Below are 24,431 nucleotides of genomic sequence, written 5' to 3' on the forward strand. Positions count from 1 at the left end.
CGGCGTCCGCGAGCGCTTTTCACCCCGAGACGCGACGGTATCGGTATGTCCCAACGCAAGGACGACTACGCCGACGCGGTGTCCTACGACGAATCGCTCGACGACCGACCCAGCGACGACGAACTCGACGCGGCCATCGAGAACCTCGAAGCCAACGGGTTCGACGTCGTCGTGGTTGAGGACGGCGAGGCCACACTCGACGAGATACAGGCGCGGATACCCCCCGGAGCGTCCGTGATGGACGGCCACTCCACGACGCTCGAAGAAATCGGGTTCGTGGAGTACCTCACCGAGGGCGACCACGAGTGGGAGAACGTCCACAGCGAGGTCTACGGCATCGACGACGACGAAGAACGCCAGCGCGCCCGCCGGGAGGCACAGGCCAGCGACTACTTCCTCGGGAGCGTCAACGCCATCGCACAGACCGGCGAACTCGTCGCCGCCGACGCCTCCGGCAGCCGTATCGGGGCCTACCCCTTCGCCGCCGAGAACCTCCTGCTGGTCGCCGGGACGAACAAGATCGTTGGGGACCTAGACACCGCGCTGGACCGCCTCGAAGACGTGGCGTATCCGCTCGAAGACGCCCGCGCACAGGACGCCTACGGCGCGGGGAGCGTCATCGCGAAACAACTCGTCTACCGACAGGAGGCCGAGGAGGGACGCACGACAGTCGTCCTCGTCCGCGAGTCGCTCGGCTACTGAACACGCGTGCTCCCGTTCACTGACGCGACCGCCAGCCGCGGGAACGTTTATCGGGCGGGCGCGTGAACGCTCGCCAATGAACACGACGCGAGCGGACCGGGAGGGCTGAGTCGTCGGTGGCGGGACTCGTCTTCTGGGCGCTGGTCGTCTTCGCGACGGTCACGGGACTCGTGACCGCGTGGACGCTCGGCGCCAACAGCAACTCGCCGCCGTTCGCGCCGGCCATCGGCGCCAACGCCATCTCGACGATGCGAGCGGCCTTCCTCATCGGCATCCTCGCGGCGTTGGGCGCGCTCACGCAAGGCGGGAGCATCTCCGAGACGGTCGGTGCTGGACTCATCGACGGCGTCCAGATCACGTCGCTCGCGGCGACGACCGGCCTGCTGACGGCCACGCTGTTCATGGCCTTTGGCATCTACAGCGGCTACCCCGTTCCCGCCGCGTTCGCGACGACGGGCGCGATGGTCGGCGTCGGCCTCTCGCTGGGCGGCGCGCCCGTCTTCGACACCTACCGGCAAATCGCGACGTTCTGGGTTCTCGTCCCGCCGGTCTCCGGTGGGCTGGCGTACCTCACCGCCACGATACTTCGCCGTGACGACATCCCCGAGACGGTCGGCGTCCCACTGCTTGCGGCCGTCGTGGGCGGCATCGTCGCCAACGTGCAGTTGAGCGTCATCCCCGCGCCGGCCGACGCCACGCAGAACTCCATCGCCGGGTTCTTCGCGATGCTCGTCCCCCTGCCCGGCATCACCGTCCTCGCGACGGCCCTCGCGGCCGTCGCGAGTTTCCTGTTCATCCGTCGGCGCACCCAGCAGTCGGTCGATAAGGGCATCAAGACGTTTCTCGTCGTCCTCGGGAGCGTCGTCGCCTTCTCCAGCGGCGGGAGCCAGGTCGGACTGGCGACCGGGCCCCTCGAAAACCTCTACCGCGTGGAACTGGGCCTTCCGGGCCTGCTGTTGCTCGGCCTCGGTGCCGTCGGCATCCTCGGCGGCGCGTGGATGGGCGCGCCCAGACTGTTACAGGCCACCGCCCGCGAGTACGCCCAACTCGGGGTCAGGCGCTCCATCGCCGCACTGGTCCCGGGCTTTATCATCGCCCAGACGGCCATCGCGCTGGGTATCCCCATCTCGTTCAACAACATCATCATCTCGGGGGTCATCGGCGGCGGCCTCGCCGGCGGGTCGGCGGGCGTCTCCCGCCGTAAGATCGGAGTGACGGTCGGCTTCTGGATACTCACGCTCGTCAGTTCGGTCGCCGTCGGGTTCGGCCTCTACCGGGCGTTCGCGACGGTACTGGGCTAGCGGACGACGGTCACCGTCACCGGGGCCTCGTCCACGACGGCCGTCGCCACCGTCCCGAGCAGTCGGCGGGCCAGTTCGTTCCGGTCTCCGCCGTGTCCGCCCATCACGATCTGGTCGACGTCGTTGGCCGCGGCGTAGTCGAGAATCGTCTCGGCGGGATCGCCCGTCTCCACCGCCGTCTCGACGGTGCGGTCGACGTCGGCGGCGCGGCGTTCGGCCCGTTCGACGAGGCGGTCGGCCCGTGCTGTCGCCTCCTCGCGGCGCTCCTCGCCCGGTTCGAGAATCCCGCCCTCGCTCATGGCGCTATCCAGCGGCGCGACGACGTTCAGCACCGTCAGCCGACAGTCGAACGTCTCTAGGGCGTGGACCAGCGCCTCGTCGGCCAGCGGCGAGCCATCGAGCGGAACGAGGACGTGTTCGGGCGCCATATCTCACCTCGTGTGGGGACGTACAAGAAGTCGGGTGGTGACGGCGCTATCGCTCGCGAGTTAGTGAACGGAGGAGAGTAGTTCCGGGAAGATTCGAACTTCCGTCGTTGCCCCCAGAAGGCAACAGGATTGGCCACTACCCCACGGAACTTTGACACGTTCGTCACTGGTTTCGCTCAGCGACGTACACTACCGTATAGCCGGCTGCTGTATTTCAGTGTTGCGGACTCGAGTTGGCGTGTCAGTCGTCGGCATCCGACGAGGTGCCGTCGGGCGGTCGGACGTGCGGTGGTTTCTCGTAGTGTTCTTTCCGATGACAGTTGGCACAGAGAACGACGCACTTCGCCATCTCGGCACGTAGCTTCGATTTGGCGTAGCCGTGAGTGACCATCTCGGAGACGGTCATCTCCTTGTCGGCGTCGTCGCGGTGGTGGAAGTCGAGACAGGCGGGATCCGTCTCGCCACAGCGGGCACATCCCTCGCCGTCGCGTTTCTGTTCGTGGACCCACGCCCGATGTCGGGCCCGTCTGGTTAGCGTCCGTCGACGGTTCGTTTCCCGATGCCTGTAGTGCCAGCGCTGGTCCTGACTCAGGTCGGCCCACGCCAGTCCCTCGGGCAGGTCGACGTCCTCGGGTTTCGCTTGGACACGACTCCCGCGCGAGTAGTTCGTCGCCAACCCCGCCGCCTCCTTGGCGGCGTTCCAGCCACCCATCACGCGCTGGATGGTTCCCGACGCCGGCGTCAGGCCGAGCGCCTCGTACTGGACTTTCGTCGGAGATTCGCCGAGTCGGGCGGCGGCGTGGCGGAGCGCCCGGACGCAGTCGTGTTCGCTCGTCACGGCGTGGCTGGCCGCCCGTCGGTAGTTGAACCCTCGCCCGGACATCGACACGGCTTTTGCGGGCTGGCCGCCACCGTCGGGTATGTACGTCGGACGCTTCGTCGTCGTCGGCCCCGAGGTAGGCGCCTACCGCGTCTCCTCGCGGTCGTTCCCGAACCGGCAGGCAGTACAGCGAGACGGGACCGTCACCGTCGAACCGACTCCGGACGCACCGGAGACGGACAACCCCTACATCTCCTACAACGGCGTCCGCGTGACCGAGCGCGGTGCCGTGGTCGGCAACGGCTCGCACGTCGACCCGATCGCGGAGAAACTCGAACTGGGCTACCCCGCACGGGACGCCCTCGCCGAACCGCTGCTCTCGCTTGACTTCGAGAAGGACGACTACGACACGCCCCGCATCGCCGGCATCGTCGGCGTCGACGCCGAGGACCCCACGACGAACGCCGACGGCCCGGGCGCGGTCGTCGGCACCGTCCGTCGAGACGCCCTCCTCGTCGAGGAGGTCACCGAACCGACGCTCGTGGCCACCTACGAAGAGGATAGCCCGACGGCGTTCGACCTCGACGCGACGGCCGCCGAGGCGGCCGCACGCGAGGTGTACGACCACGAGTTCGAACACGCGGTCTGTGCGGCCGGCGTCAACGGCGCGGCCGGCGACTTCGACGTCTCGGTGTACAACGGCGAGTGACGGCCGCAGTCGGCCGGCCACCACAATACGTGATGCAGTGCCGACACTCAAGACCCCTCACCCGCTAGAACCACACAATGAAGGTAGGCGTTCTCTCTGACATCCACGGCAACCGGGTGGCCCTAGAAGCGGTGCTCGCGGACATGCCGTCGGTCGACCGGCTAGTCTGTGCGGGCGACGTCGTCGGGTACAACCCGTGGCACGCCGACTGCGTCGACGCGATGCGCGGACTGCTGGACGGCGAGGACTACTGGCCCGACAGCGAGGTGCCGACAGTGATGGGCAACCACGACCGGGCCGTCGCCGGCGAGACGCCGTTCGCGTTCAACGGGATGGCACAGGCCGGCGTCGAACACGCCCGCGAGCAACTCGACGAGGCGCAACTCGACTGGCTCGCAGGCCTCCCCGACGAACGCCTGACGTGTAACGACCGGGTGAAACTCGTCCACGGCCATCCCGAGGACCCGGACCACTACACCTACCCCGACGAGTTCGGGCCAGACCTCCTCGGCGAAGAGGACGTCCTCGTGATGGGCCACACCCACCACCAGCACCACGAGGTGTACGACGAGGGTGTCGTGATGAATCCCGGGAGCGTCGGCCAACCGCGTGACGGCGACCACCGCGCCGCCTACGCCGTCCTCGACCTCGATTCGATGACCGTCGTGGACCGCCGCGTCGAGTACGACACCACCGAAGTCGTCCACGCCGTCGAGGACGCCGGCCTCCCCCGGAAAATCGGGTTCCGACTGACCCAAGGGCGGTAGAGCGGCGAGCGGGGGAATCCCGCAACGATTTGATGTGACGGCTTCGCCGTCACGCTCTTCCCACAGCGCGCTCGCAGAGCGCGCGAGGAGGCGACGACGGAAAGAGTGGTCTCAGAAGGTTCCCTGCACCAGTTCGAGGGCCTGCTCGCGGTCGTCCCACGGGACGAACACCGACACCGAAGTCGCGGAGGTGACGACGTCGTAGAGGTGGATGTGCGCTTCGGCGAGCGGTCGGGTGACGCGGTAGGGAAGCGCGTGGTCGCTGGGGTCGCCGCCGGTGACGCGGATGACCGCGATGTCGTCCTCGACGGTGACAGAGGAGAGCGTCTCGTCGTCGACGATTTTGTCGTGAAGCAGCGCCTCCACCTCGTCGGCGTCCTCGGCGTCGACGTAGAAGGTCAGCGAGTCCATCCCCGAGGAGTTGGCCTCGATGTTGATGGCCTCGTCGCCGATGGCCGAGGAGAGTTCCGCGAGGATGCCGGGACTGTTGCGGATGGCGCGCCCGGCGACGGTGACACAGGCAACCGGTTGCTCCTGCAGGTCGATGAGGTTCTGGAACTCGCCCTCGATGGAGGTGCCGCCGGTGAGCAGGTCGCCGTGCTGGTAGTGGGTGACCCGAACCCCGAGGTTCGCGTCCTTATACGACAGCGCGGAGGGCGCGACGACTTCGGCCCCGCGGAAGGAGAGCGAACGGAGTTCGTCGACGCTGATCTCGCCGACGTTCCGGGCGCCTTCGACGACGCGCGGGTCGCCGGTCATGACGCCCTCGACGTCGGTGACGATGACGACTTCGTCGGCGTCCATGTAGTTACCGAGCATCACCGCCGTCGTGTCGGAGCCACCGCGGCCGAGCGTCGTCACGTTGCCCTCGTGGTCCTCCGCGAGGAACCCAGTGATGACCGGGACGACGTCTTTCATCTGGCCGGCCAGCGCGTGAGCGCGCTTTTTGGTCTCCTCGACATCGACCTCGCCGTACTCGTCGGTGATGATGGGCCAATCCTCGCTGCCGGGTTCGAGGAAGACGGCCTCGATGCCGCGGGCGGCCAGTGCGCCCTTGAGCATCCGGACGGAGGTCCGTTCGCCCATGGAGACGATTTCGGCACGGTCCTCGTCGGCGGCTTCGTACTCGATGCCCTCCAACAGTTCGTCGGTCGTGTTGCCCATCGCCGAGGCGACGACGCCGACTTCGTGACCCTGCTGGACCGCGGCCGCGATGGAGTCTGCGGCCCGGTTGATTCGGTCGCCGCTGCCGAGGCTAGTGCCCCCGAACTTCGCGACTACGCGCATCGAACCACCTGTGCCGTGTGTGATTGAGTCATGCCCCCGCGTTCGCCGCCGCTCGGGATAACTGTGTTCATCTGGCCCGATTCCGGCGTCGGATGGTACTGTCCGACACACCGTTTATTTACGTGGGGCACACAGTCACAGCCATGGAGATACGTGACGCTGTCGAGGCCGACGCCGGGCGTCTCGCCGACCTCGCAGACAGTCCGCCGGACGTGATGCGCAACCTCGTCCACGACCGAACGGTACGAGTCGCCACAGACGGGACCACAGAGGGCATCGTGGGATTCGTCAGCTACGACGCCAAACGGGGCACCGTCCACGTCACGCAACTCGCCGGGTCGACCGACGCCTGCGAACGACTGCTCGACGAACCCATCACCTTTGCCGAACGAGAACGGATGGACGTCGAACTGCTCGTCCCCGACGGCGAGTCGGCCGTCGAGGCCGCCGTCGAGGCGACGGGATTTACACGCACGGGACAGGGCCCCCGTTTCGAGGGGAAACCGACGGTTCGGTATCGCCTCGAACCGAGCCGTGCCGAGCAGTAGTCGACGCACCACGAGCGGTCGTCTGTCGCCGCGAGCGGTGGTCGGTACGGTCGACCCATATCACCGCCGCACTCGCCGTTCCCGTCACGTTCGTCCCCGCGGAGTGCAGCGGCGTCCTCGACGCTGCGACGACCGACGGAACCGCGGCGCGCCGGACGCCCTCGACAGGAACGCCTGCACGAGGCGTCGCTGACAGTCGAGTAGCCAAAGAGCGGGTCACGTGACGCCCGCTGGCACCGCGAGACGCCACCCGACCAGCCCCAGCAGGGCAAAGCCGAAGGCGTTGAGCGAGCCGTGGAGCGCCACCATCGTGGCGATGTCGAGGCCGAGGTCCGTTCCGGAGAACGTCGCGACGCCGTAGCCCAGCGCCAGCGCCATCGACGCCGGGAGCGCGACGGCCGACGCGCCGAGCAACAGTCCCTGTACTCGCGGGCGGGCCGGCGCGACCCGGGCGAGGACGTACCCACCGAACAGCGCGACGGCGACGGTGAAGCCGCCGACGGCCACCACTTCGACGAGCGGCGAGAACGAGATGCCGACGGCGATGATGGCCGGGCCGACCAGAATCACGCCCGCGAGGGACGAGAACGCCCCGGACAACGGCGAGAGGACGCGGCCCGAGAGCCCAACGAGCACCGGGAGGACGAACCCGGCATAGTGAAAGTGTACCGCCGTGAGCAGGACGATGGTGCGACCGAACCAGAACGTGAGGTCCAGCTGATACAACAGGAGCGCCACCGCGCCGACCGAGACGTACGCGAGGCCGGCGTCGACGGCCGCCTCGGGCAGTGCGAGGCCGCCGCGAGCGCGCGTTCGGGCGACGGCGGCGAGGCCGAGCAGTCCGGTCACGAGGAGCCACGGCGCGGCCAGTGCGGTGGCCGTCACCTCGCCGACGGGACGTGCCAGCGACGCCGTGAACAGGACGGCACCGACTGGCTGAAGCCAGACGGCGGCGCGGACGGCGTATCCGGCGGTGCCCCCGAACGGTGGCGTCGCGGCCATGCCGACGCCGAGGGGCACGAGGACGAGCGGTGCGAGCGTGAGCGCCCGTTCGACCGGCCCGAGGCCGGCGACGAGGACGGCCGCGACCCAGACGAGGGCGCCGAACGCGGCGCTCAGGTCGGTCACGGCGATGCCGACGACGGTCGGCCGGGAGGCCGCTGCCCTCACCGTCGACCCCCGGCCGAACGACTCGCTCATCGCGGCGGGAGCGTCGGCAGGCGGCGAATCGGTCGGAGGTCTGCCACCTCGTCTCGCTCGGTCAGTTCCTGCGTGAACGACCCTCGGTAGCTGAGGATGTGGCCGGCCAGCGCGTTCTCGACGGTGGCGAGGACGTAGTAGCACTCGCCGGCGTCGTCATAGCGGTCACGGACCTCTACGTCGGCGACGAGGGGGCCGGGGAGCCGAACGTAGTGGTCACCAAGATGGACCCACTGGCGGCCAGCCTCGACGACGAGTGCGCCGGCCTCGACGCGAGGGTGCAGTTCCGTGGCGATTGGGCCGCCCCGCCCCAGAAAGTCGAGCAGACGCTCGCCGTCGGCGTCCCACACCGTCACCGAGTCGAAACGCCGCGTCTTGCCGCCGAACTCGAACGTTCGTCGGGTCGTCATCGCTTCGTGGCCGTCGAGGTCATAGCCAACCGTCGTCACCGAGAACGGGATATCGTGGCCGGCCTCGGGAAACAGCATGTCGCGAGTCGTCATCGCGTACAGCGCCGGGAGGACGTGCGTACCGCGGGAGACGTCCATCTCGCCGCGACCGACCGTGACGCCGTCTTCGGTGCCGATGCTGTAGCGCTCGCGGACCTTCGGGTGTAGGTCGTCGGCCGCCTCGCCCAGCGCCCGTTCGTAGACGCCGGTCATCGCTCCCTCCGGTCACGAGGTGTGCCTGTGGGCGTCGGACGGTCCGGTCGGTCCCGGCGTGTATCGGCCATGTCGAGTTGGATTCGCCCGTGCGGGTGATAAGAATTGCCTGCTACCGGCGGCGAGTGGCCGGTCGGTCAGTTCTCGGCCAGATGCTCCAGTACGGCCTCCGTGCTGTTGGCGACGGGTTCGGGGTCGTTGCCCGCCTCGGCGGCCGCGTCGGGGTCCTTGAGCAGGTGGCCCGTGGTCAGACAGACCACCGATTCGTCGTCTCCGACGACGCCGCGCTCGCGGAGTTTCCGGAGGCCGGCGAGCGAGGCGGCGGAGGCCGGTTCGACGCCGACGCCCTCGCCAGCGAGGTCACGCTGGGCCTCGGTGATCTCCTCGTCGGAGACGGCGACGGCCGTCCCGCCGGTCTCGCGGATGCCCGGCAGGGCCTTCGGGGCGTTGACGGGGTTGCCGATGCGGATAGCCGTCGCGCGGGTCTCGACGTCCTCCCAGCGGCGGGTCTCGTCGAGGCCCTCCTCGATGGCCTCGACCATCGGGGCGGCGCCCTCGGCCTGTGCGCCGGTGAGTTTCGGTACCTGCTCTTCGGTGATGGCACCGGCCTTGACGAGTTCGCGGAAGCACTTGTACAGCGCCGCGGTGTTGCCGGCGTTGCCGACCGGCAGGACGATGCGGTCGGGGTACTCGCCGTAGTCGGCGTAGTGCTCCTCCATGATTTCGAGGCCGATCGTCTTCTGGCCCTCTAGGCGGAACGGGTTCAGCGAGTTCAGGAGGTACGCCTCGCCGCGCTGAGCGAGGTCCTGTACGATGTCGAGACACTGGTCGAAGTTGCCGTCGACTTCGAGGATGCGGGCCTTGTGCAGGGCCGCCTGCGCGATCTTACCGGCGGCGACCTTCCCGGCGGGAAGCAAGACGAGCGTCTCCATCCCGCCGCGGGCGCCGTAGGCCGCGAGCGCCGCGGAGGTGTTCCCGGTCGAGGCACAGGCCAGTCGGCCGACGCCGACCTCTTTGGCGACCCGGACGCCGACGGTCATGCCGCGGTCCTTGAACGACCCGGTGGGGTTCATCCCCTCGTGTTTGACGCGGAGGCTCTCGACGCCCACCTCGTCCTCGATGCGCGGGACGCGGTGGAGCGGCGTGTTCCCCTCCGGGAGGGTGACGCCGACGTCGAACGGCAGCGCGTCGTGGTAGCGCCAGACGCCGGAGCCCTCGCCCTCGAAGTCCTCGAAGGTGGGGAGGTCGGCGTACCGGACCTCCAGCAGGCCGTCGCAGTGGTCGCAGGTGTAGCGGACGTCCGCGAAGGGCGCGAACGACTCGCCGCACTCGATACAGGCGAGCCAGACGCCGTCGTCGGCCGCCGACGGCACGTCGTCGGTGAGTTGCAGGTCAGCCATTGTTCGAGGTGATGGTCCGCCCGGGCAAAAGTCGGACGGTTACGGCCAGCAGGGAATCGGGACCGTGAGCCGGCGACGACGGCGTTCTCGGCGCGGTTAGACGTCGGTCGCGTCGAACTCGTCGATGCGGTCGTGGACCGCCGCGGTCCACTGGTCCAGCGTCTCGTGCATCAACTCGCGGGCCTCGTCGAGCGGCGTCGCGGTGTACTGATAGACGTGGCCGCCGCCGTCCAGCAAGCGTCGTTCGCGCTTCGCGAGGCCCTTCTCGCGGAGCGTCGACAGCGAGCGGTTGACGTTCGAACGGTCCCGGTCGAGTTCGGCGGCGAGTTCCTCGACGGTGCTACCCGGGGTGTCGAGCAGCGTCCGATAGGTCCGGACCTCGTGTCGCTGGACGCCGAAGACGCAGGCCATCACCTCGTCGAGCGGCGGTTCGTCGTCGACCATGAGTTCGCGGAAGGCGTCGGGCGATGGGTCGATTGCCATGTGCGAACGGATAGGCACGCGCCACGCATAAACGGGGCCGTTACCCGTAGCTCACCGGGTGAAACCGGCGTTACCGCTCACTCCCGCCCGTAGCCCTGCCGCTCTAAACAGGTCCGCATCTCCTCGCGTGAATCGTGTTTGTGCAGTCGCGTCGGGGTATCGCAGTACCAGACGCCGTCGTAACGCAGCGTCACCTCGTGGGACTCCCCGAGGAACTCCGTGCGGACGACGACCCGTTGGCCGTCTTCGAGCGCGTCCAGTAGCGCTTCGACGTCGGCTTCGCCGGCGTCGACGACGAGTGGCTCCATTGCGTGGCGGTACCAGCGCCATCGGTTTATACTGTCGGGCACTCGCACCTGAGTTGTCAACTCCTTTATAGGAGCGTGTGTCACACGGGCGCACGACCGGCGAACAGTTATGGTCGCCGGTCGCTCCACCTATCTAACCGTTCCCCGTCGGTGTGTCGGTGCCACGCTGGCGAGGTACCGCTATTTCCCAGAGTTGGGTAGCCCGGCATACGATGCACGACAGACGCACGGTCCTCGCGGGGACGTTCGGGACGCTGGCGGCGCTCGCCGGCTGTCAGGGCCTCGGCGGGACGGAGACGACGCCTACGGACGCGGCGACGGACGCCTCGACGCGAACGCCCACCGGGACATCGACCGAGACCAGTAGCGGTAGCGACGTCGACTACGGCGGTTGGTTCTCCGACACCGACAACTTCGACGGGACGACCGACCTGCGCGGCGAGTCGTCGGTGACCGTCGCCGTCGGCGCGGAGGGCAACGGCGGGGACTTCGCGTTCGACCCGCCGGCCATCCACGTCGACCCCGGAACGACGGTCGTCTGGGAGTGGACCGGCAACGGCGGGAGCCACAACGTCGTCGCCGAGGACGGGTCCTTCGAGAGCGGCGACCCGGTCGGGGAGGCCGGTGCGGCGTACGAGCGCTCGTTCGACAGCGAGGGCATCCACCTGTACTTCTGTACTCCCCACCGCTCGCTCGGGATGAAAGGCGCCGTCGTCGTCGGCGACCCCTCGGGCGGTGGCGGTGGCCAGACCGCGGCCTACGACTTCGCGGCGGCGACGTTCGACGCCTACTGGTACTCGCTGTACAACATGAGCACGAACATCGCGATGAGCGCCAACGGCGTCCCCTTCCCGCTGAACGAGCAGATGGAACAGATGCGGGACCAGCGCCTTCCTGCGATGCTCGAACGGGCCGCAGTCGAGCGCCCGCCGATTACGGATCCCAATCTCTCGTTTGCGGCGTTTACCGAGGGCGACCCACACTTCACGCAGCGGCCGGTACTGGAGGACGATACCGGCCGACCGGACGCGAAGACGCTCGCGTGGGACAAGAGCGAGTCCTCCGGCGTCGTCAGCCCATCGTCGCTGGCGTGGACACACCTCAAGGGCGTCACCTGGGCGAAGAACTTCCAGAAGCACTTCGATCTGCTGCCGACGGAGATGGCCCCACGGTTCCGGGCCCAGTTGCTCTCGACGCTGGGACAGATAGGTATCAACGCCGCGATTCTCGTCGGCGGGTCCCGCGGGAACGGGGCGTTGACCCACGGCGATAGCTGGGAGTTCCTCTCGGAGTACCGGCCGGCAGAGGGCCGTATCGAGGACGAGACGCGCCGACCCCATCACCACGCCGCGATGACGTGGTTCCTCTCGGACATGAGTAGCCTCGCACAGAACGGCTGGTTCGGGTACGTCAACCCCCGGCCGCTGCTCCCCAGCGAGGCCGGTGCGGACGCCGTCTTCGAGACGGACGTCGGTATACAGGAGATTACCGACGGGGTCGCCCGGACGACGATGGACCTGTTCAGCCCCGAGGACGTGGCCCAACAGGAGTCGACCCGCTCGGTCGGACTGATGCTCGGTGCGGTCGGGTACTACGGGCCGCAGGCTGGCACCGAGGACGACCTGAATGCCGCCGCCGACTACGCGAATGGCCTCGCGAGCGTCGTCCAGTCGAACCTCGCGGGCAACGGGAAAGTCGAGAACGGCGCGGCCAATCAAGCGGCCACGCAGGGCATGGTGGCACAGGGCCTGCTGTGGGCCTCCCAGATGGACGGCGTCGACCACACCGACACCGCGGGCGACGTGGTCGGCTACATGGTCGACGAACTGTGGGACGACGACGCCGGCACCTTCGCCTCCGGGACGGGCGATTCGACGTACGCCATCACCGCGCGGGACGCCGGGGACATCACCGGCGGTCTCAACGCCGCCGACGCCGTGTTGGGGAACTCGGACGTGCGACCGCTGTTCGCGCGCTTCTTCGACAGCACGTTCAACACCGGCCGACTCCAGCGTGCCCAGCGCCCGCCGTCGGTGAGCCAGTCGAAGGGGAACGAACCGCCGCTCCCGCCGAAGGCCGGCGGCGAGTTCGGGCAGGCCAGCGTCTACAACGGGGAAGTCGCGTACGACACCGAGGCCGGCGAGTGGTCGGTCACCGACGACCGGTTCTACACCGCCGACGCCCTCTATCTCGCCAATCAGGACATCTGGGTCGGTAACTGGGGCGGCGAGTTCTATCAGGGCCGTGGTGTGCCCGGACAGAGCGACGACCCGCCGAACTGACGGTTCGGGTGCTAACTGTTCCCAAACGTATCGAAAAGGGTACCGTTTCGACTGGAACCGGACGATTCAGGTACGACCGAAACTGTGCCGACAGGTCACGAACGTATCGAAAAGGGCACCGTTTCGACTGGAACCGGGCGATTCAGGCACGGCCGAAACTGTGTCAACAGGTCACGAACGTATCGAAAAGGGTAGCGTTTCGGGTGGAGCCAAGCAGTCTATCGGCGACGACGTGGGCGTCACCGTCGTCAACCCGACGGAAATCCGCTCGACGTTCGGCAGCGAGGGGGACAAACTGTTCGTCCACTTATGCAACCCATAACAGTACATATGTGGTATTTTCCCCAATTAGCCAAAAAATCTAGCCACAGTTTACCACAGAATGTTTAATACCTAGTTCTGCTAGTCAGCAGACGTTGGAGAATGTCATCCAAGTCCTTCACGACGGCGCTGACACTGTACCGTAGCAGGACGTACACGCTGGAGCAGGCGGCCGGGTTCAGCGGGCTTTCGACCGGCGAGATGGCGTCCGCACTCCGGTCGCGCGGCATCGACGTACGTGAAGCCGACGAGCAGTCGCTCCCGGAGAGCGTCGGCAGATAGACACAGTCGGGCCGCGTCACCCTCTCGTTCAGACTGATGGCGCGAAAAACGCGGGAACGAGGCCGCTCACACCCGCTGGTCGGTCACGGGATCTAGTCAGTCACTCCGACAGTCCGATTTGGGTATGAAGACAGTGCCGGGGAGGAAAATAGCATTATGCGGCAATATTTGTTAGTCTATGATCAGGATACACAGGACTGAAATGAAATATATGAAAGATCTTAGATTCATTCCATTATAGTTGGCTATTGGTAATATCCCAACTAATTGAGACATGATTGCGACAAAGACAGCTGAGAAGACGAAGAGTGATGAAAGACCGGATAAAAGCATGCCCATTGCGAAAATCGTCAGCGAGAACAATATGAGTACGTCACTTCTCGATATAGAATACCGGCTTAAGACTGATCGGTAGATGGGGAGACCTGTCTTCATCGTCGGCATTGATTCTACATTTCTCTCGAATGGGCATGTTACTTTTGCTCTGTGTATTATATAAACATCAAATGTATAGGTCGTGAATAGATCGTGCCGATTTTTCGAGGCTACGCCGTCTCGGCCAGCCACGCAAGCAGCCCTTTCTGAGCGTGCAGGCGGTTCTCCGCCTGGTCCCAGACGACGGCGTTGTCCGACTCGATGACCTCGTCGGTGACCTCCTCGCCGCGGTGGGCGGGCAGGCAGTGCATGAGCGTGCGGTCGCCCAGCAGATCCGTGGTAATCTGGAAGCCGTCGAAGTCGTCCAGTTTCTCGTGGCGGCGGTCTTCCTGTCCCATACTGACGAAGACGTCCGTGTAGACGACGTCGGCCCCGTCGACGGCCGCCTCGGGGTCGTTCGTGGTCTCGGGGACGTTCCCGAACTCGGCGGCCCGGTCCAGTACCTCGTCGGACACCTCGTAGCCCGCAGGCGTGGCGACGGTGAGGTCGAGACCCGTCATCGCCGCGCCCAGCACGAACGACTGGCAGACGTTGTTGCCGTCGCCGACCCACGCCACGTCCACGTCGAAGCCGCCGAACTCCTCACGAATCGTGAGCAGATCGGCGAGCGTCTGGCAGGGGTGGGCGTCGTCGGTCAACGCGTTGATGACCGGTACGTCGCTGTATGCGGCCAGTTCCTCGGCGTCCTCGTGGTCGAAGACGCGGGCCATCACGAAGTCGACGTAACGGGCCAGCGCTCGCGACGTGTCCTTGACCGGTTCGCCGTGGCCCAGATGGATGTCGTCGGGGCCGAGAAAGAGGGCGTGGCCGCCCAGTTGGGTCATCCCCGTCTCGAAGGACACGCGGGTTCGCGTCGAGGGCTTCTCGAATATCATCCCCAGCGTCTGCTGGTCCAGCAGGTCCTCGTAGTCGCCGGGGTCGGCTTTGATTTCGGCCGCGCGAGCGAGCACGGCGGACAGTTCGTCGGTCGTGAGGTCGTCGACGTCGAGCAGGTGCATAGTTACAGGAGGCGTTCGGTGACGTCCGTGAGGACGCCGACCGCGCGGTCGTACTCCGCGAGGTGGATGTGTTCGTTCGGCGCGTGGTCGAGGTCGGAGTCGCCGGGGCCGTAGGTCGCCATCGGGCAGTCCCACGCCTTCGCGAAGACGTTCATGTCGCTGGTGCCGGTCTTGCGGAGCAGCGTCGGGTCGCCGCCGTGCTGGCGGATGGCGGCCCGGAACGCCCGCGCGACCGGGGTCCGCGGACTCTGCATGACGGGTTCGACCTTGTCGTCCCAGTGGACCGTGCCGTTGGTGAGGTGACCGTCGGCGATTTCGCGAATCTCGTCGGTGGTGTACTCCGGAGGGACCCGTAGCTGTACGTCCATCGTCGCCTCGACTGAGAGGCCGTCCTCGGAGATGCCGCCGTCGATGTCGACGGGCTTACAGGTGACCCGCTCGAAGACGGGCACCCACTCGTCGGGGTCGAACTCGTCCTCGACGGCGGCCCACCAGTCGATGGCGTCCTGGATGGCGTTGTTCTCCGGGCGCGAGGAGTGGCCGGACTCGCTGGTGGCGACGTAGGTCCCACCGAGCAGTCCTCGGTACCCCAGCGTGATGCCCTCCCAGCCGGAGGGCTCGCCGTTGACGACGGCGTCCGGTTCGGCGTCGCGGTCAGAGACGAGGTACCGAGCGCCGCGGGAGTCGACCTCCTCGCCGACGACGCCGACGAAGGAGGCCCCGGTGCGGACGGCGGCGACGGCCATCGAACACAGCGGTCCCTTGGCGTCGACGCTGCCGCGGCCCCACAGTACGTCGCCCTCGTCGGTCTCCTCGATACGGACCGGAATGTCCCCCGGCACGGTGTCGACGTGGGAGGTCAGGAGGACGCCGTCGTCGGCCGGCGCGCGCACGTTGCCGATGTCGTCTATCCACACCTCGCGGTCGTGGGCCTCGAAGAACTCGACGAGACGTTCGGCGGCCTCGCGTTCCTCGGGGGTGACCGAGGGGATGCGCACGACGTCTTCGAGCAGTTCGCGGGCCTCGGTGTCGGCCTCCTCGACGGCCGCTTCGCTCATCCCACCACCTCTGCCATGGCCTCGACCACCTCGTCGGCGTGGGCCTCGTCGATGGTCAGCGGCGGGAGCAGACGCACGACGGTTCGACCCGCCGGCAGCGCGAGGATGCCGTGGTTCAGCGCGAGTTGCTTCAATGCCTTGTTCGCGCCGCGGCCGACTTCGACGCCGATCATCAGTCCTTCGCCGCGGATGTCCCGCACCTCGTCGCCGATGGCCGCCGCCAGTTCCGTCTGGAGGTACTCGCCCATGGCGGCGGCGTTCTCGGGGACGTCGTCCTCGGCGATGGTCGAGACTGTCGCCCCGGCGGCCGCCGAGATGACCGGGCCACCGGAGAACGTCGAGGCGTGTGAGCCGTAGTTCTCGGCGATCCAGTCGCGACACAGCGTCGCACCGACGGGGAAGCCGTTGCCCAACCCCTTCGCCGACGTGATCATGTCGGGCGTGACGTTCGCCCGCTGAGAGTTCCACAGCGCGCCGGTTCGGCCCATGCCGGTCTGGACCTCGTCGAAGACGAGCGCCGCGCCAGCGTCCTCGGTAATCTCTCGGGCCGCGTCGAGGTACCCCGCCGACGCGGGGTTGATACCGCCCTCGCCCTGTACGGGTTCGACGATGAACGCGGCGGTGTCCTCGTCGACCGCTTCGTCCAGCGCTTCGGCGTCGTCGTAGGGGACGAACTCCACGTCGCCGATGAGCGGTTCGTAGGGCTTCTTGTACTTGTTCTTCCACGTGGTCGCGAGCGCCCCCATCGTGCGGCCGTGAAAGCCCTGCATCGTCGCGACGATTTTGGAGTTCCCGGTCGCAGAGCGCGCGAACTTCAGCGCCGCCTCGTTGGCCTCTGTCCCGGAGTTACAGAGCCACGTCTTGTCGATGGGGTCCGGTGCGGTGTCGGCGAGCAGTTCGTACAGGGCCGTCCGCTGGGCGTTGGGGTAGGAAGCCTGTACGTAGGTCAGTTTCTCGAACTGCTCGGTGACCGCGTCCTGTACCGCGGGGTGGCCGTGTCCGAGGGGGACGCAGGCGTAGGACGCACCCATGTCGAGGTACTCCGTACCGTTGTCGCCGTAGACGTAGGCACCGTCGCCGCGTTCTATCTGGATGGGTTTCTCGTTGAAGACGAAGCCGCTCATTGGTCTGCCTCCTGAACTGCGCTCGCTTGCACGTGCGTCCCGTCGCCGTCAAGCGCCGACAGGATGGGGGTATCGGCGTTGGCGTCCGCGACTACCACTTCGGGCGCGCCGCCGGAGAGTGCCTCCTCGGCGGCCATTATCTTCCGGCCCATGAACCCCTCGGCGGCGGCTTCGAGGGCGGCCCACTCCTCGCTCGTCTCGACCGACTCGATGAGCGTCGCGGGGTCGTCTGGGTCCTCGTAGACGCCCTCGACGTCGGTCAGGAGGACGAGCGTCGCGTCGAGTTCGCCGGCGATAGCCGCCGCCGAGCGGTCGGCGTCGGTGTTGACAGGGATGACCTGTTCTCGCGGCTCGTCGCCGCTCGAACCTTCCGAGGCGCTTCGCGCCTCGCTACCCGCCATAGGCGGGGCCGCAACAGGCGTGTACCCGTCTGAAAGCAGCGACTCCAGCAGGTCACCGTTGACCTGCTTGATGGTGCCGGAGTGGTCGCCGCGCTTGATCTTCTTCTTGCCGTCCTCGACGACGCGGACGGCGGACTTGCGGGGGCCGTAGAGCAACTTGCCGTCCACGCCGTTCAGGCCGACGGCGTCGACGCCCTCGCTCTGGAGGCCGGCGACCAGTCGGGTGTTGAGGTGGCCGAAGGCCATCTCGAACACTTCCATCGTCGTCTCGTCGGTGAAGCGGCCGACGACGCCACTCGGCGTCTCGACGTACTCCGGGTCGATGCCGAGTCGTTCGAGCGTCTCGTCGACTTTGGTCGAGCCGCCGTGAACCACGACGACCTGTTCGCCCTGTTCGACGAGTGATGCCACATCCGCGAGCGCCCCCGCTGGGTCAACAGCACGAGCGCCACCGACTTTGATAACTACTGTCATAGAAAGCTTCGTCAGGGATTACGGTGCGCCGACGGGGTGGAGTCCCTGGAACTCCAGACCCGCCGTCTCCTCGAGGCCGAGGGCGACGTTGGCGGCGTGGACCGCCTGCCCGGCCGACCCCTTCATCATGTTGTCGATGGCCGAGAACACGACCAGCCGCTTGTTGGCGGGGTCGAGTTCGAAGCCGACTTCCGCCTTGTTCGTCCCCGCGACGGCCTTCGGTTCGGGGTAGCGGTAGACGCCGCCACCGCCGGCGACCAGCTCGACGAACGGTTCGTCCTCGTACTGGCCGCGGTAGGCTCCCCAGAGGTCGCCCTTCGAGACGGGACCGTCGGGGAAGACGTGACAGGTCGCGCTGGCGCCACGGACCATGTCCACCGCGTGGACGGTAAAGGAGACGTCGACGCCGAGGAACTGCTGAATCTCGGCCTCGTGACGGTGGCCCGTCGGGGCGTAGGGGCGGACGACGCCCGAGCGCTCGGGGTGGCTGGACGCCTCGCCGCCGCCGGCCCCGCCCTCGCTGGATCCGACCTTCACGTCGACGACGATCTGCTCGTCGCCGCCGAGAACGCCGTGTTCGAACAGCGGGAGCAGGCCCAGAATCGTCGCCGTGGCGTTACAGCCGCCGGAAGCGATGAGGTCCGCGCCCGCGAGGTTGTCGCGGTTGAGTTCCGGCAGTGCGTACTCGCTCTGTTCGAGCAGTTCGGGACGCGTGTGCCCGTCGTACCACTCGTCGTACTGTGCTTCGGTGTCCAGACGGAAGTCAGCCGAGAGGTCGACGACCGTACCAGCGGCGTCCTGAAACTGGTCTATCTGCTCCATGGAGACGCCGTGGGGCGTCGCGGCGAACAGCACGTCAACCGATTCGAGGTCCTCGGGCGAGGAAAAGCGCAGGTCCGAGTGCCGGAGGTTCGGGTGCTGGTGGCCGACGGTCTTGTTCTCCTTCGACCGACTCGTGGCCTGTGCGAGTTCGAACTCGGGGTGGCCGTCGAGGATGCGGAGGAGTTCCCCGCCGGTGAACCCGGAGCCACCGACGACGCTGGCGGAGTACGTCATGCGGTGACCTCCGCGTCGCTCTCGCTTGCCGCCTTCGATTCGAGCCAGTCGACGACCGCTGCGGGCACGTCCACGTCGGTGACCTCGTTGAGCGCCTTGAACTCGACGGTGTGGTTGACCTCGTGGACCGTGTAGTCCTCCGCTCGCGGCTCGTCGCCGCTCGCGTTCCGGGTGTCGCTTTGCGACACCCCGACCTCCATCAAGTCGATACCCAACAGGCCGCCGCCGACGGCGGCCGACGCCTTCTCGACCAGTTCGAGCGCACGGTCGTCCAGTTCGAACTCGTTCGTCTCGGCACCCTTCGCGGCGTTGGTGAGCCAGTGGTCCGAGGAGCGGACCATCGCCGCGATGGGGTCGCCGTCGACGGCCAGCACGCGGATGTCCCGACCGGGTTTGTCGACGAACTCCTGGACGTAGAATATCTTGTGCTCGTAGTGGCCCAGCGTCTCCTTGTGTTCGAGGATGGCCTCGGCGGCCGAGCGGGAGTCGATTTTGGCCATCAGGCGACCCCACGACCCGACGACGGGCTTCAGCACGCACGGGTAGCCGAAGTCCTCGATGGATTCCAGCGCGGCGTCTTTCGTGAACGCCACGTCGGTGTTAGGCGTCGGGACGCCCGCCTCGACCAGCGCGAGGCTGTTTTTGACCTTGTCCGAACAGACCTCCGCGACGTCGGGGCCGTTGACGACCGGCACGTCGTAGGCCGCGGCGAACTTCGTCGCGTAGACGCTACGAGACGTCGCCAGACAGCGGTCGACGACGACGTCGAGACCCTCGAACTTCGCGGGAGGCTCGCTGATGTTGAACTGCTGTTTGCGGACGTCTATCTTCTCTATCTCGTGGTCACGGTCGCGCAGTTCCGAGAGCAGGAGCTTCTCGTCCCGGCGGATGCGCGAGTAGAGCATTCCGACTTTCATGCTGTGTCCTCCGTGTGTTCGCGGGTCGCGGCGTCACGGGTCACAGTCGTATGCGACGCAACGCGCCGCGCCACCGCGAACACCTCACTCACCCCAGTCCTCTTCGAGCTCGGGTGCGGTGTCGAGCTCGACGGGGTCAGTGCCGACGACTTCGAGTTCGGCACCACAGGTCGCACAGTCGACGATCTCTCCGACTTCGAGGTTGTCGTGCAGGGAGACTTCCGCCCCGCACTCGATGCAGTCTGCCATTGTACCGTTCTCTCGCGCCCGCACCCACTTAAAATCTTCGAACCTATCAGTACCGATTAGTAACCCATACTGCCATCTAATGGCGTCTAAAAGCAAATTACCGCGTGTTCCCGAACACTGTATCAGATTTATGGTACAATCACCCCTCGCGGGGCTCGTCGCTCACACATAGCGGTCGACCTCCGATAGACGGCGGTCGTGTGCGCGCTCTACGGCGTCGGCGGCCGTCTGGACAGTTTCCCGGTGGCCAGCGAGCACTTCTTCGGCGACCGACAGTTGGTCGGCCACGGCCTCGGGTGCGGGGCCGCCGCGGGAGTCGCGCATGGCGACGCTCTCGGTGGGGTCGAGGGCGGCCTCGACGGCCTCCCGGTCGACGAACTGCGAGAGCGGGTCGCCGAGGACGTCCTCCGCGACGGCCGAGATAGCCTCGTAGTCCGGGGCGTCCTCCTCTGGGCCGAGGCCCGCGGCGACCTCGGCCACCACTTCGTGGGCCGTGCGGAACGGGACGCCGGCCATCGCCAGCAAGTCCGCCACGCCCGTCGCGGTGGCGAACCCCTCGGTGGCCGCGGCCGCCAGCGTCTCGGCGGGCCACTCGGCCGTCGCGACCGCACCGGCCGCGACCTCGACGCTCTCGGTGACGCTGTCGATGGCGTCCCACGCGTGCCGGCCCGCGCGTTGCAGGTCGCGGTTGTACGCGCGCGGTTGCCCCTTCAGGTTCGTCAGCAGGCCGTTCAGCCCCGCCGTCGCGTCGCCGGTGCGACCACGGACGAGTTCCAGCGTGTCGGGGTTCTTCTTCTGGGGCATGATGGAACTCGTGGAGGCGTAGTCGTCGTCGAGTTCGACGTGGCCCTTGCTGGCCATCACGACGACATCCTCGGCCAGACCGGAGAGCGTCGTCGCGAGCGTCGCGACGGCGCTCGTGACCTCCACGAGGAAGTCCCGCGTCGCCGAGGCGTCCATCGAGTTCTCGACCACCGAGTCGAACCCGAGCAGTTCGGCGGTGCGCTCGCGGTCCACGTCGAAGGGCGTGCCGGCGAAGGCGGCCGACCCGAGCGGGTTCTGGTTGACGCGCTCGTAGGCGTCGAGCAGGCGCGCGGTGTCGCGCTGGAGCGCCTGTTCGTAGGACAGCACCCAGTGGGCCACCGTCGTCGGTTGTGCTGGCTGAAGGTGGGTGTAGCCGGGCATCACCGTCTCCGCTTCCTCACGGGCCACGTCCAGCAACCGCTCGCGGGCGCCGACGACCGTCTCGACCAGTTCGAGGATATCTTCACGCAGGCGGTAGCGGATGCAGGCGGCCACCTCGTCGTTGCGCGAGCGGGCGGTGTGCATCTTCCCGCCCTCCGGGCCGACGCGGTCGATGACCGCGCTCTCGATGGCCTCGTGGACGTCCTCGCCGTCGGGCAGTTCGCCGTGCCCGGCCTCCTCGACGTCGTCCAGCGCCGCCAGTATCTCGCCGACCGTCTCGCGGTCGACGACGTCCTGCTCTTCGAGCATGACGACGTGGGCGCGGTCGACGGCGAGGTCGGCCGCGAAGATGCGCTCGTCGTCGGCGAGCGAGGAGAGGAACGAGCGTGCCGGCCCGCCCGCGAAGCGGTCGCGGCGGACCACCGTCTCGTCGTCCGGTTCGTGTCCGGCGTCGTCCTCTCCGTCGCCCATGGGATTACTCCTCCGAGGACTCGCCGCTCACGGCGTTGCCGTTCGCGTGGTCCGAGGCCTCCCCGTGGTCGTCCTCGCCACCGTCGGGAACGGCCGTGCCCTTCTTCGCGTTCTCTAAGATGCCGTTGGCGAGACGGGACTGGAAGCCGTGGTACTTCGCGACGCCGGTGGCGTCCTGCTGGGTGATGCCGCCGGTGACGTCCTCCTCGTCGAAGGAGGCCGCAGACTCGCTGTAGACGGCGTAGTCGGACTCGCGGGAGACCGGGCGGCAGTGCCCGCCTTCGAGCTTCACGGTGACGGACCCGGTGACGCGCTCGTTCGTGTCGTCGATGAACGCTTCGAGTGCGGAGACGAGCGGCGCGTCCACGAGGCCCTCGTAGGCCTTCTGGGACCACTGCTGGTCGACCTGCTGTTTGAACGCGCGCTCTTCCTGCGTGAGGACGAGGCCTTCGAGCGCCTCGTGCGCGGTGAGCAGTACCGTCGCCGCGGGGTGCTCGTAGTTCTCGCGGACCTTCAGACCGAGCATGCGGTCCTCCATCATGTCCGTGCGGCCGATGCCGTGGGCGCCGGCCTGCTCGTTGAGTTGCTCGATGAGTTCGACCGTCCCCAGTTCCTCGCCGTCGACGGCGACGGCCTCGCCGTCTTCGAACTCGATATCGACGAGTTCGGCGTCCTTGCCGGAGGGGTTCTCGGTCCACTTGTAGATGTCGTCCTCGGGAATCGTCGAGGGGTCTTCGAGTTCAGAGCCCTCGATGGACCGGCTCCAGAGGTTCGTGTCGATGGAGTAGCGGCCGCCGTCGCCGCCCTCGACGGGGAGGCCCTTCTCTTGGGCGTACTCGTTCTCCCACTCGCGGGTGAGGCCGAGTTCGCGCACGGGGGCGATGACCTCCATGTCGGAGTCGCGCCAGATGGCCTCGAAACGCAGTTGGTCGTTGCCCTTGCCGGTACAGCCGTGGGCGATGCCGTTACACCCCTCCTCTTCGGCCACCGAGAGGATGGCCTTCGCGATGACCGGGCGGGCGAGCGCGGTGCCCAGCGGGTAGCCCTGATAGTCGGCGTTGGCCTTCACGGCCTTGAGACAGAGGTCGGCGAACTCCTCTTTCGCGTCGACGACGTACTGCTCGACGCCGAGTGCTTCGGCCGTCTCCTCGGCCTCCTCGAACTCGTAGTCGGGCTGGCCGACGTCGACGGTGACGCCGATGACCTCGTCGTAGCCGTACTCCTCTTTCAGCAGCGATACGCAGACTGTCGTGTCGAGCCCACCGGAGAAGGCGAGCGCGACGGTTCCGTTTCCGTCTGACATAGTTGTGTACTCTGTGGGTTCCGTGGTGTGACTGTCGGTTTGGACTGACACGCCGGACAGCCGACCGGCGGTACTCGGAGTCGAAACGAACCGTGAAACGAAGTGAGGAGAGTAGTGGGCCTAGCAGAGGGCCCGTCGTCGTCGTCGGCTCGGGGAGAAGCGGACGGACCGCTCGTCGGCGGCGGCGAGCGCGTCGGCGACGGTGGTCCGCGTCATGTACTTGCGACTACCGTAGGTCCCGTACTAATAGCTTCCGTGTTCGAGAAGGCGTGGTTATCAGTCACACGGGGACTGCTGACAGAGTGTCGTCAGTACCCGCCGTCGGGGGCCGGGACTGTCTCGTTGGTGGTCGTGTTCGCGTCGGGCAGGTCGCCGGTCTCGGCCTCGACGGTCGTGTCGGCCGTCGTGTTCACGGTCGTGTCGGTGTCGTTCGTCTCCGCATCCACCGTCACGGTCGCCTCGGCGTCGGCACCCGTCTCGTTGCGCTCGCCGCGGTTCTCTCGTGCCTCGGAGCCGCGGTCGGCTGCCGGGCCGACGCCTTCGCCGACGTCGTTACCGGCGATACTGCGTGCGATTTCGGCCACTTCGGGGCCGGTCAGTTCCTCGGAGCGGTCGGCCAGCGAGCGGACCGCCGCCATATCGACGCCCTCTGCTTCGAGCGCCTCGGCGGGCAGCGTACTCGCCGTCTCGTTGGTCTGGGTGGCCAGTCGCTCGACGGTTCGGGTCTCGGCGTGGAGTTGGGCCGTCCGGGCGCGGTACTCGCCCTCGCTCATCGACCCGTTCTCGCGGGCCTGCTGGAGGGCCGCCTTGCGCTGTCGGAGTGCTTCGAGGCGCACCTCTAGCTCGCCGGTCTCCTCGGCGACGACGGCCGCGCGGGCGTTGTCGGTGTTGGCCTTCGCGACGCTGATACCGTACGCGCGGGCCTCGACCTCACCGCCGAGTTCGGCGCCCTGCACGCCGACCGCGCCGGCGAGCTGTGCCCCGGGGGCGACGGTCGCGTTCTCACTGCGCTGTTCGGTCTGGGTCGACGTCTCCTGTGCCATCGTGGCCGCTGGCACCGCGGCCAGTGCGCTCGTCACGAGCAGGAGGGCCAGCAGTGCCGGAGTGGCTCGTCTCATCGTGTCCACTGCTTGGCCCCCTATCCACGTATAAACCCCTCACCGTCAGCCCGGTTCGTCGCCGATTAAACCGGATTAAACCGCAGGACAGCGACCGCACGCGGGGAAACGGAGTGATGAAACGCCGGAACAGTTATAGGAA

General features: G+C 67.2%; 26 protein-coding genes. 8 read left to right on the forward strand and 18 right to left on the reverse strand.

The genetic code is table 11. The features are described from left to right. The first annotated feature begins 45 nt into the window (after window positions 1–45). On the forward strand, window positions 46–702 hold the full coding sequence (locus IEY28_RS19200) for a lactate utilization protein (RefSeq protein ID WP_189001680.1): 657 nt from the start codon (window positions 46–48) through the stop codon (window positions 700–702). Between the two features lie 116 nt (window positions 703–818). Further along, window positions 819–2,003, forward strand: coding sequence for an inorganic phosphate transporter (locus IEY28_RS19205; protein ID WP_189001682.1), 1,185 nt, complete (start codon window positions 819–821; stop codon window positions 2,001–2,003). On the opposite strand, the gene IEY28_RS19210 is transcribed toward IEY28_RS19205, so the two are convergent. Beyond that, complete coding sequence (locus IEY28_RS19210; RefSeq protein ID WP_189001684.1) at window positions 2,000–2,431, reverse strand: universal stress protein; 432 nt, start codon at window positions 2,429–2,431, stop codon at window positions 2,000–2,002. The two genes, IEY28_RS19205 and IEY28_RS19210, sit on opposite strands and share 4 nt — an antisense overlap. A gap of 241 nt (window positions 2,432–2,672) precedes the next feature. Further along, window positions 2,673–3,314, reverse strand: a complete 642-nt coding sequence (locus tag IEY28_RS19215; protein ID WP_189001687.1) for a homing endonuclease associated repeat-containing protein — start codon at window positions 3,312–3,314, stop codon at window positions 2,673–2,675. 37 nt (window positions 3,315–3,351) lie between these two features. Here IEY28_RS19215 and IEY28_RS19220 point away from each other — a divergent pair, with 37 nt between their 5' ends. Then, window positions 3,352–3,960 (forward strand): IMP cyclohydrolase, encoded by a 609-nt coding sequence (locus IEY28_RS19220; RefSeq protein WP_189001689.1) that lies wholly within the window; start codon window positions 3,352–3,354, stop codon window positions 3,958–3,960. A gap of 77 nt (window positions 3,961–4,037) precedes the next feature. After that, window positions 4,038–4,727, forward strand: a complete 690-nt coding sequence (locus IEY28_RS19225) for a metallophosphoesterase family protein (protein ID WP_189001691.1) — start codon at window positions 4,038–4,040, stop codon at window positions 4,725–4,727. Window positions 4,728–4,838: 111 nt separating this feature from the next. Here the strand turns inward: IEY28_RS19225 and IEY28_RS19230 are convergent, their stop codons facing one another. Then, the gene (locus IEY28_RS19230) at window positions 4,839–6,014 is read right to left on the reverse strand and encodes an aspartate kinase (RefSeq protein WP_189001693.1); all 1,176 of its coding nucleotides are present in this window, start codon (window positions 6,012–6,014) and stop codon (window positions 4,839–4,841) included. A gap of 143 nt (window positions 6,015–6,157) precedes the next feature. Between IEY28_RS19230 and IEY28_RS19235 the strand changes: the two genes are divergently transcribed. Continuing rightward, on the forward strand, window positions 6,158–6,562 hold the full coding sequence (locus tag IEY28_RS19235) for a hypothetical protein (protein ID WP_189001695.1): 405 nt from the start codon (window positions 6,158–6,160) through the stop codon (window positions 6,560–6,562). A gap of 216 nt (window positions 6,563–6,778) precedes the next feature. Here IEY28_RS19235 and IEY28_RS19240 read toward each other — a convergent pair whose 3' ends face one another. The 5 genes from IEY28_RS19240 to IEY28_RS19260 all read right to left on the reverse strand — a co-directional run bounded on the left by IEY28_RS19240 (window position 6,779) and on the right by IEY28_RS19260 (window position 10,615). Continuing rightward, window positions 6,779–7,762 (reverse strand): YndJ family protein, encoded by a 984-nt coding sequence (locus tag IEY28_RS19240; RefSeq protein WP_189001697.1) that lies wholly within the window; start codon window positions 7,760–7,762, stop codon window positions 6,779–6,781. Continuing rightward, window positions 7,759–8,424, reverse strand: a complete 666-nt coding sequence (locus IEY28_RS19245; RefSeq protein ID WP_189001698.1) for a DUF4166 domain-containing protein — start codon at window positions 8,422–8,424, stop codon at window positions 7,759–7,761. The genes IEY28_RS19240 and IEY28_RS19245 overlap by 4 nt, the downstream gene beginning before the upstream one ends. 137 nt (window positions 8,425–8,561) lie before the next feature. Beyond that, window positions 8,562–9,824 (reverse strand): threonine synthase, encoded by a 1,263-nt coding sequence (thrC, locus tag IEY28_RS19250; RefSeq protein WP_189001700.1) that lies wholly within the window; start codon window positions 9,822–9,824, stop codon window positions 8,562–8,564. A 96-nt stretch (window positions 9,825–9,920) separates the two neighbouring features. Beyond that, window positions 9,921–10,307, reverse strand: a complete 387-nt coding sequence (locus IEY28_RS19255; protein WP_189001702.1) for a helix-turn-helix domain-containing protein — start codon at window positions 10,305–10,307, stop codon at window positions 9,921–9,923. Between the two features lie 77 nt (window positions 10,308–10,384). Then, entirely contained in the window at window positions 10,385–10,615 is a 231-nt protein-coding gene (locus tag IEY28_RS19260; RefSeq protein WP_166967213.1) for a DUF8001 family protein, read from the reverse strand. A gap of 212 nt (window positions 10,616–10,827) precedes the next feature. Between IEY28_RS19260 and IEY28_RS19265 the strand changes: the two genes are divergently transcribed. The 3 genes from IEY28_RS19265 to IEY28_RS19275 all read left to right on the forward strand — a co-directional run bounded on the left by IEY28_RS19265 (window position 10,828) and on the right by IEY28_RS19275 (window position 13,500). Continuing rightward, complete coding sequence (locus tag IEY28_RS19265) at window positions 10,828–12,897, forward strand: halocyanin domain-containing protein (protein WP_189001704.1); 2,070 nt, start codon at window positions 10,828–10,830, stop codon at window positions 12,895–12,897. A gap of 160 nt (window positions 12,898–13,057) precedes the next feature. Next, on the forward strand, window positions 13,058–13,219 hold the full coding sequence (locus IEY28_RS19270) for a hypothetical protein (RefSeq protein WP_189001706.1): 162 nt from the start codon (window positions 13,058–13,060) through the stop codon (window positions 13,217–13,219). Between the two features lie 101 nt (window positions 13,220–13,320). Then, window positions 13,321–13,500 (forward strand): DUF7317 family protein, encoded by a 180-nt coding sequence (locus tag IEY28_RS19275; RefSeq protein WP_166967219.1) that lies wholly within the window; start codon window positions 13,321–13,323, stop codon window positions 13,498–13,500. A gap of 545 nt (window positions 13,501–14,045) precedes the next feature. On the opposite strand, the gene argF is transcribed toward IEY28_RS19275, so the two are convergent. The 10 genes from argF to IEY28_RS19325 form a co-directional block, all read right to left on the reverse strand. Next, a complete protein-coding gene (argF, locus tag IEY28_RS19280; RefSeq protein ID WP_189001708.1) occupies window positions 14,046–14,933 on the reverse strand; it encodes an ornithine carbamoyltransferase in 888 nt (295 codons plus the stop codon). 2 nt (window positions 14,934–14,935) lie between these two features. Beyond that, window positions 14,936–15,991: a [LysW]-lysine hydrolase gene (locus IEY28_RS19285; protein ID WP_189001710.1), complete on the reverse strand. Its 1,056-nt coding sequence runs from the start codon at window positions 15,989–15,991 to the stop codon at window positions 14,936–14,938. After that, window positions 15,988–17,115 carry an aspartate aminotransferase family protein gene (locus tag IEY28_RS19290; protein ID WP_189001712.1) on the reverse strand — a complete coding sequence of 376 codons (1,128 nt, stop codon included), beginning with the start codon at window positions 17,113–17,115 and terminating at the stop codon, window positions 15,988–15,990. The genes IEY28_RS19285 and IEY28_RS19290 overlap by 4 nt, the downstream gene beginning before the upstream one ends. Then, window positions 17,112–17,990: an acetylglutamate/acetylaminoadipate kinase gene (locus IEY28_RS19295; RefSeq protein WP_189001714.1), complete on the reverse strand. Its 879-nt coding sequence runs from the start codon at window positions 17,988–17,990 to the stop codon at window positions 17,112–17,114. The genes IEY28_RS19290 and IEY28_RS19295 overlap by 4 nt, the downstream gene beginning before the upstream one ends. A gap of 18 nt (window positions 17,991–18,008) precedes the next feature. Continuing rightward, window positions 18,009–19,046 (reverse strand): N-acetyl-gamma-glutamyl-phosphate reductase, encoded by a 1,038-nt coding sequence (gene argC, locus IEY28_RS19300; protein ID WP_189001716.1) that lies wholly within the window; start codon window positions 19,044–19,046, stop codon window positions 18,009–18,011. Further along, on the reverse strand, window positions 19,043–19,963 hold the full coding sequence (locus IEY28_RS19305) for a RimK family alpha-L-glutamate ligase (RefSeq protein WP_189001718.1): 921 nt from the start codon (window positions 19,961–19,963) through the stop codon (window positions 19,043–19,045). Before IEY28_RS19305 ends, argC begins: the two co-directional genes overlap by 4 nt. Window positions 19,964–20,047: 84 nt before the next feature. Then, on the reverse strand, window positions 20,048–20,212 hold the full coding sequence (lysW, locus tag IEY28_RS19310) for a lysine biosynthesis protein LysW (protein WP_166967234.1): 165 nt from the start codon (window positions 20,210–20,212) through the stop codon (window positions 20,048–20,050). A 162-nt stretch (window positions 20,213–20,374) separates the two neighbouring features. Next, window positions 20,375–21,868 carry an argininosuccinate lyase gene (gene argH / locus IEY28_RS19315; RefSeq protein ID WP_189001720.1) on the reverse strand — a complete coding sequence of 498 codons (1,494 nt, stop codon included), beginning with the start codon at window positions 21,866–21,868 and terminating at the stop codon, window positions 20,375–20,377. Window positions 21,869–21,872: 4 nt separating this feature from the next. After that, complete coding sequence (locus IEY28_RS19320) at window positions 21,873–23,171, reverse strand: argininosuccinate synthase (RefSeq protein ID WP_189001722.1); 1,299 nt, start codon at window positions 23,169–23,171, stop codon at window positions 21,873–21,875. Window positions 23,172–23,479: 308 nt separating this feature from the next. Next, window positions 23,480–24,289, reverse strand: a complete 810-nt coding sequence (locus IEY28_RS19325) for a hypothetical protein (protein WP_189001724.1) — start codon at window positions 24,287–24,289, stop codon at window positions 23,480–23,482. Window positions 24,290–24,431: the final 142 nt, after the last annotated feature.

The organism is Haloarcula pellucida, from assembly GCF_014647235.1.
GTDB classification, from domain to species: domain Archaea; phylum Halobacteriota; class Halobacteria; order Halobacteriales; family Haloarculaceae; genus Haloarcula; species Haloarcula pellucida.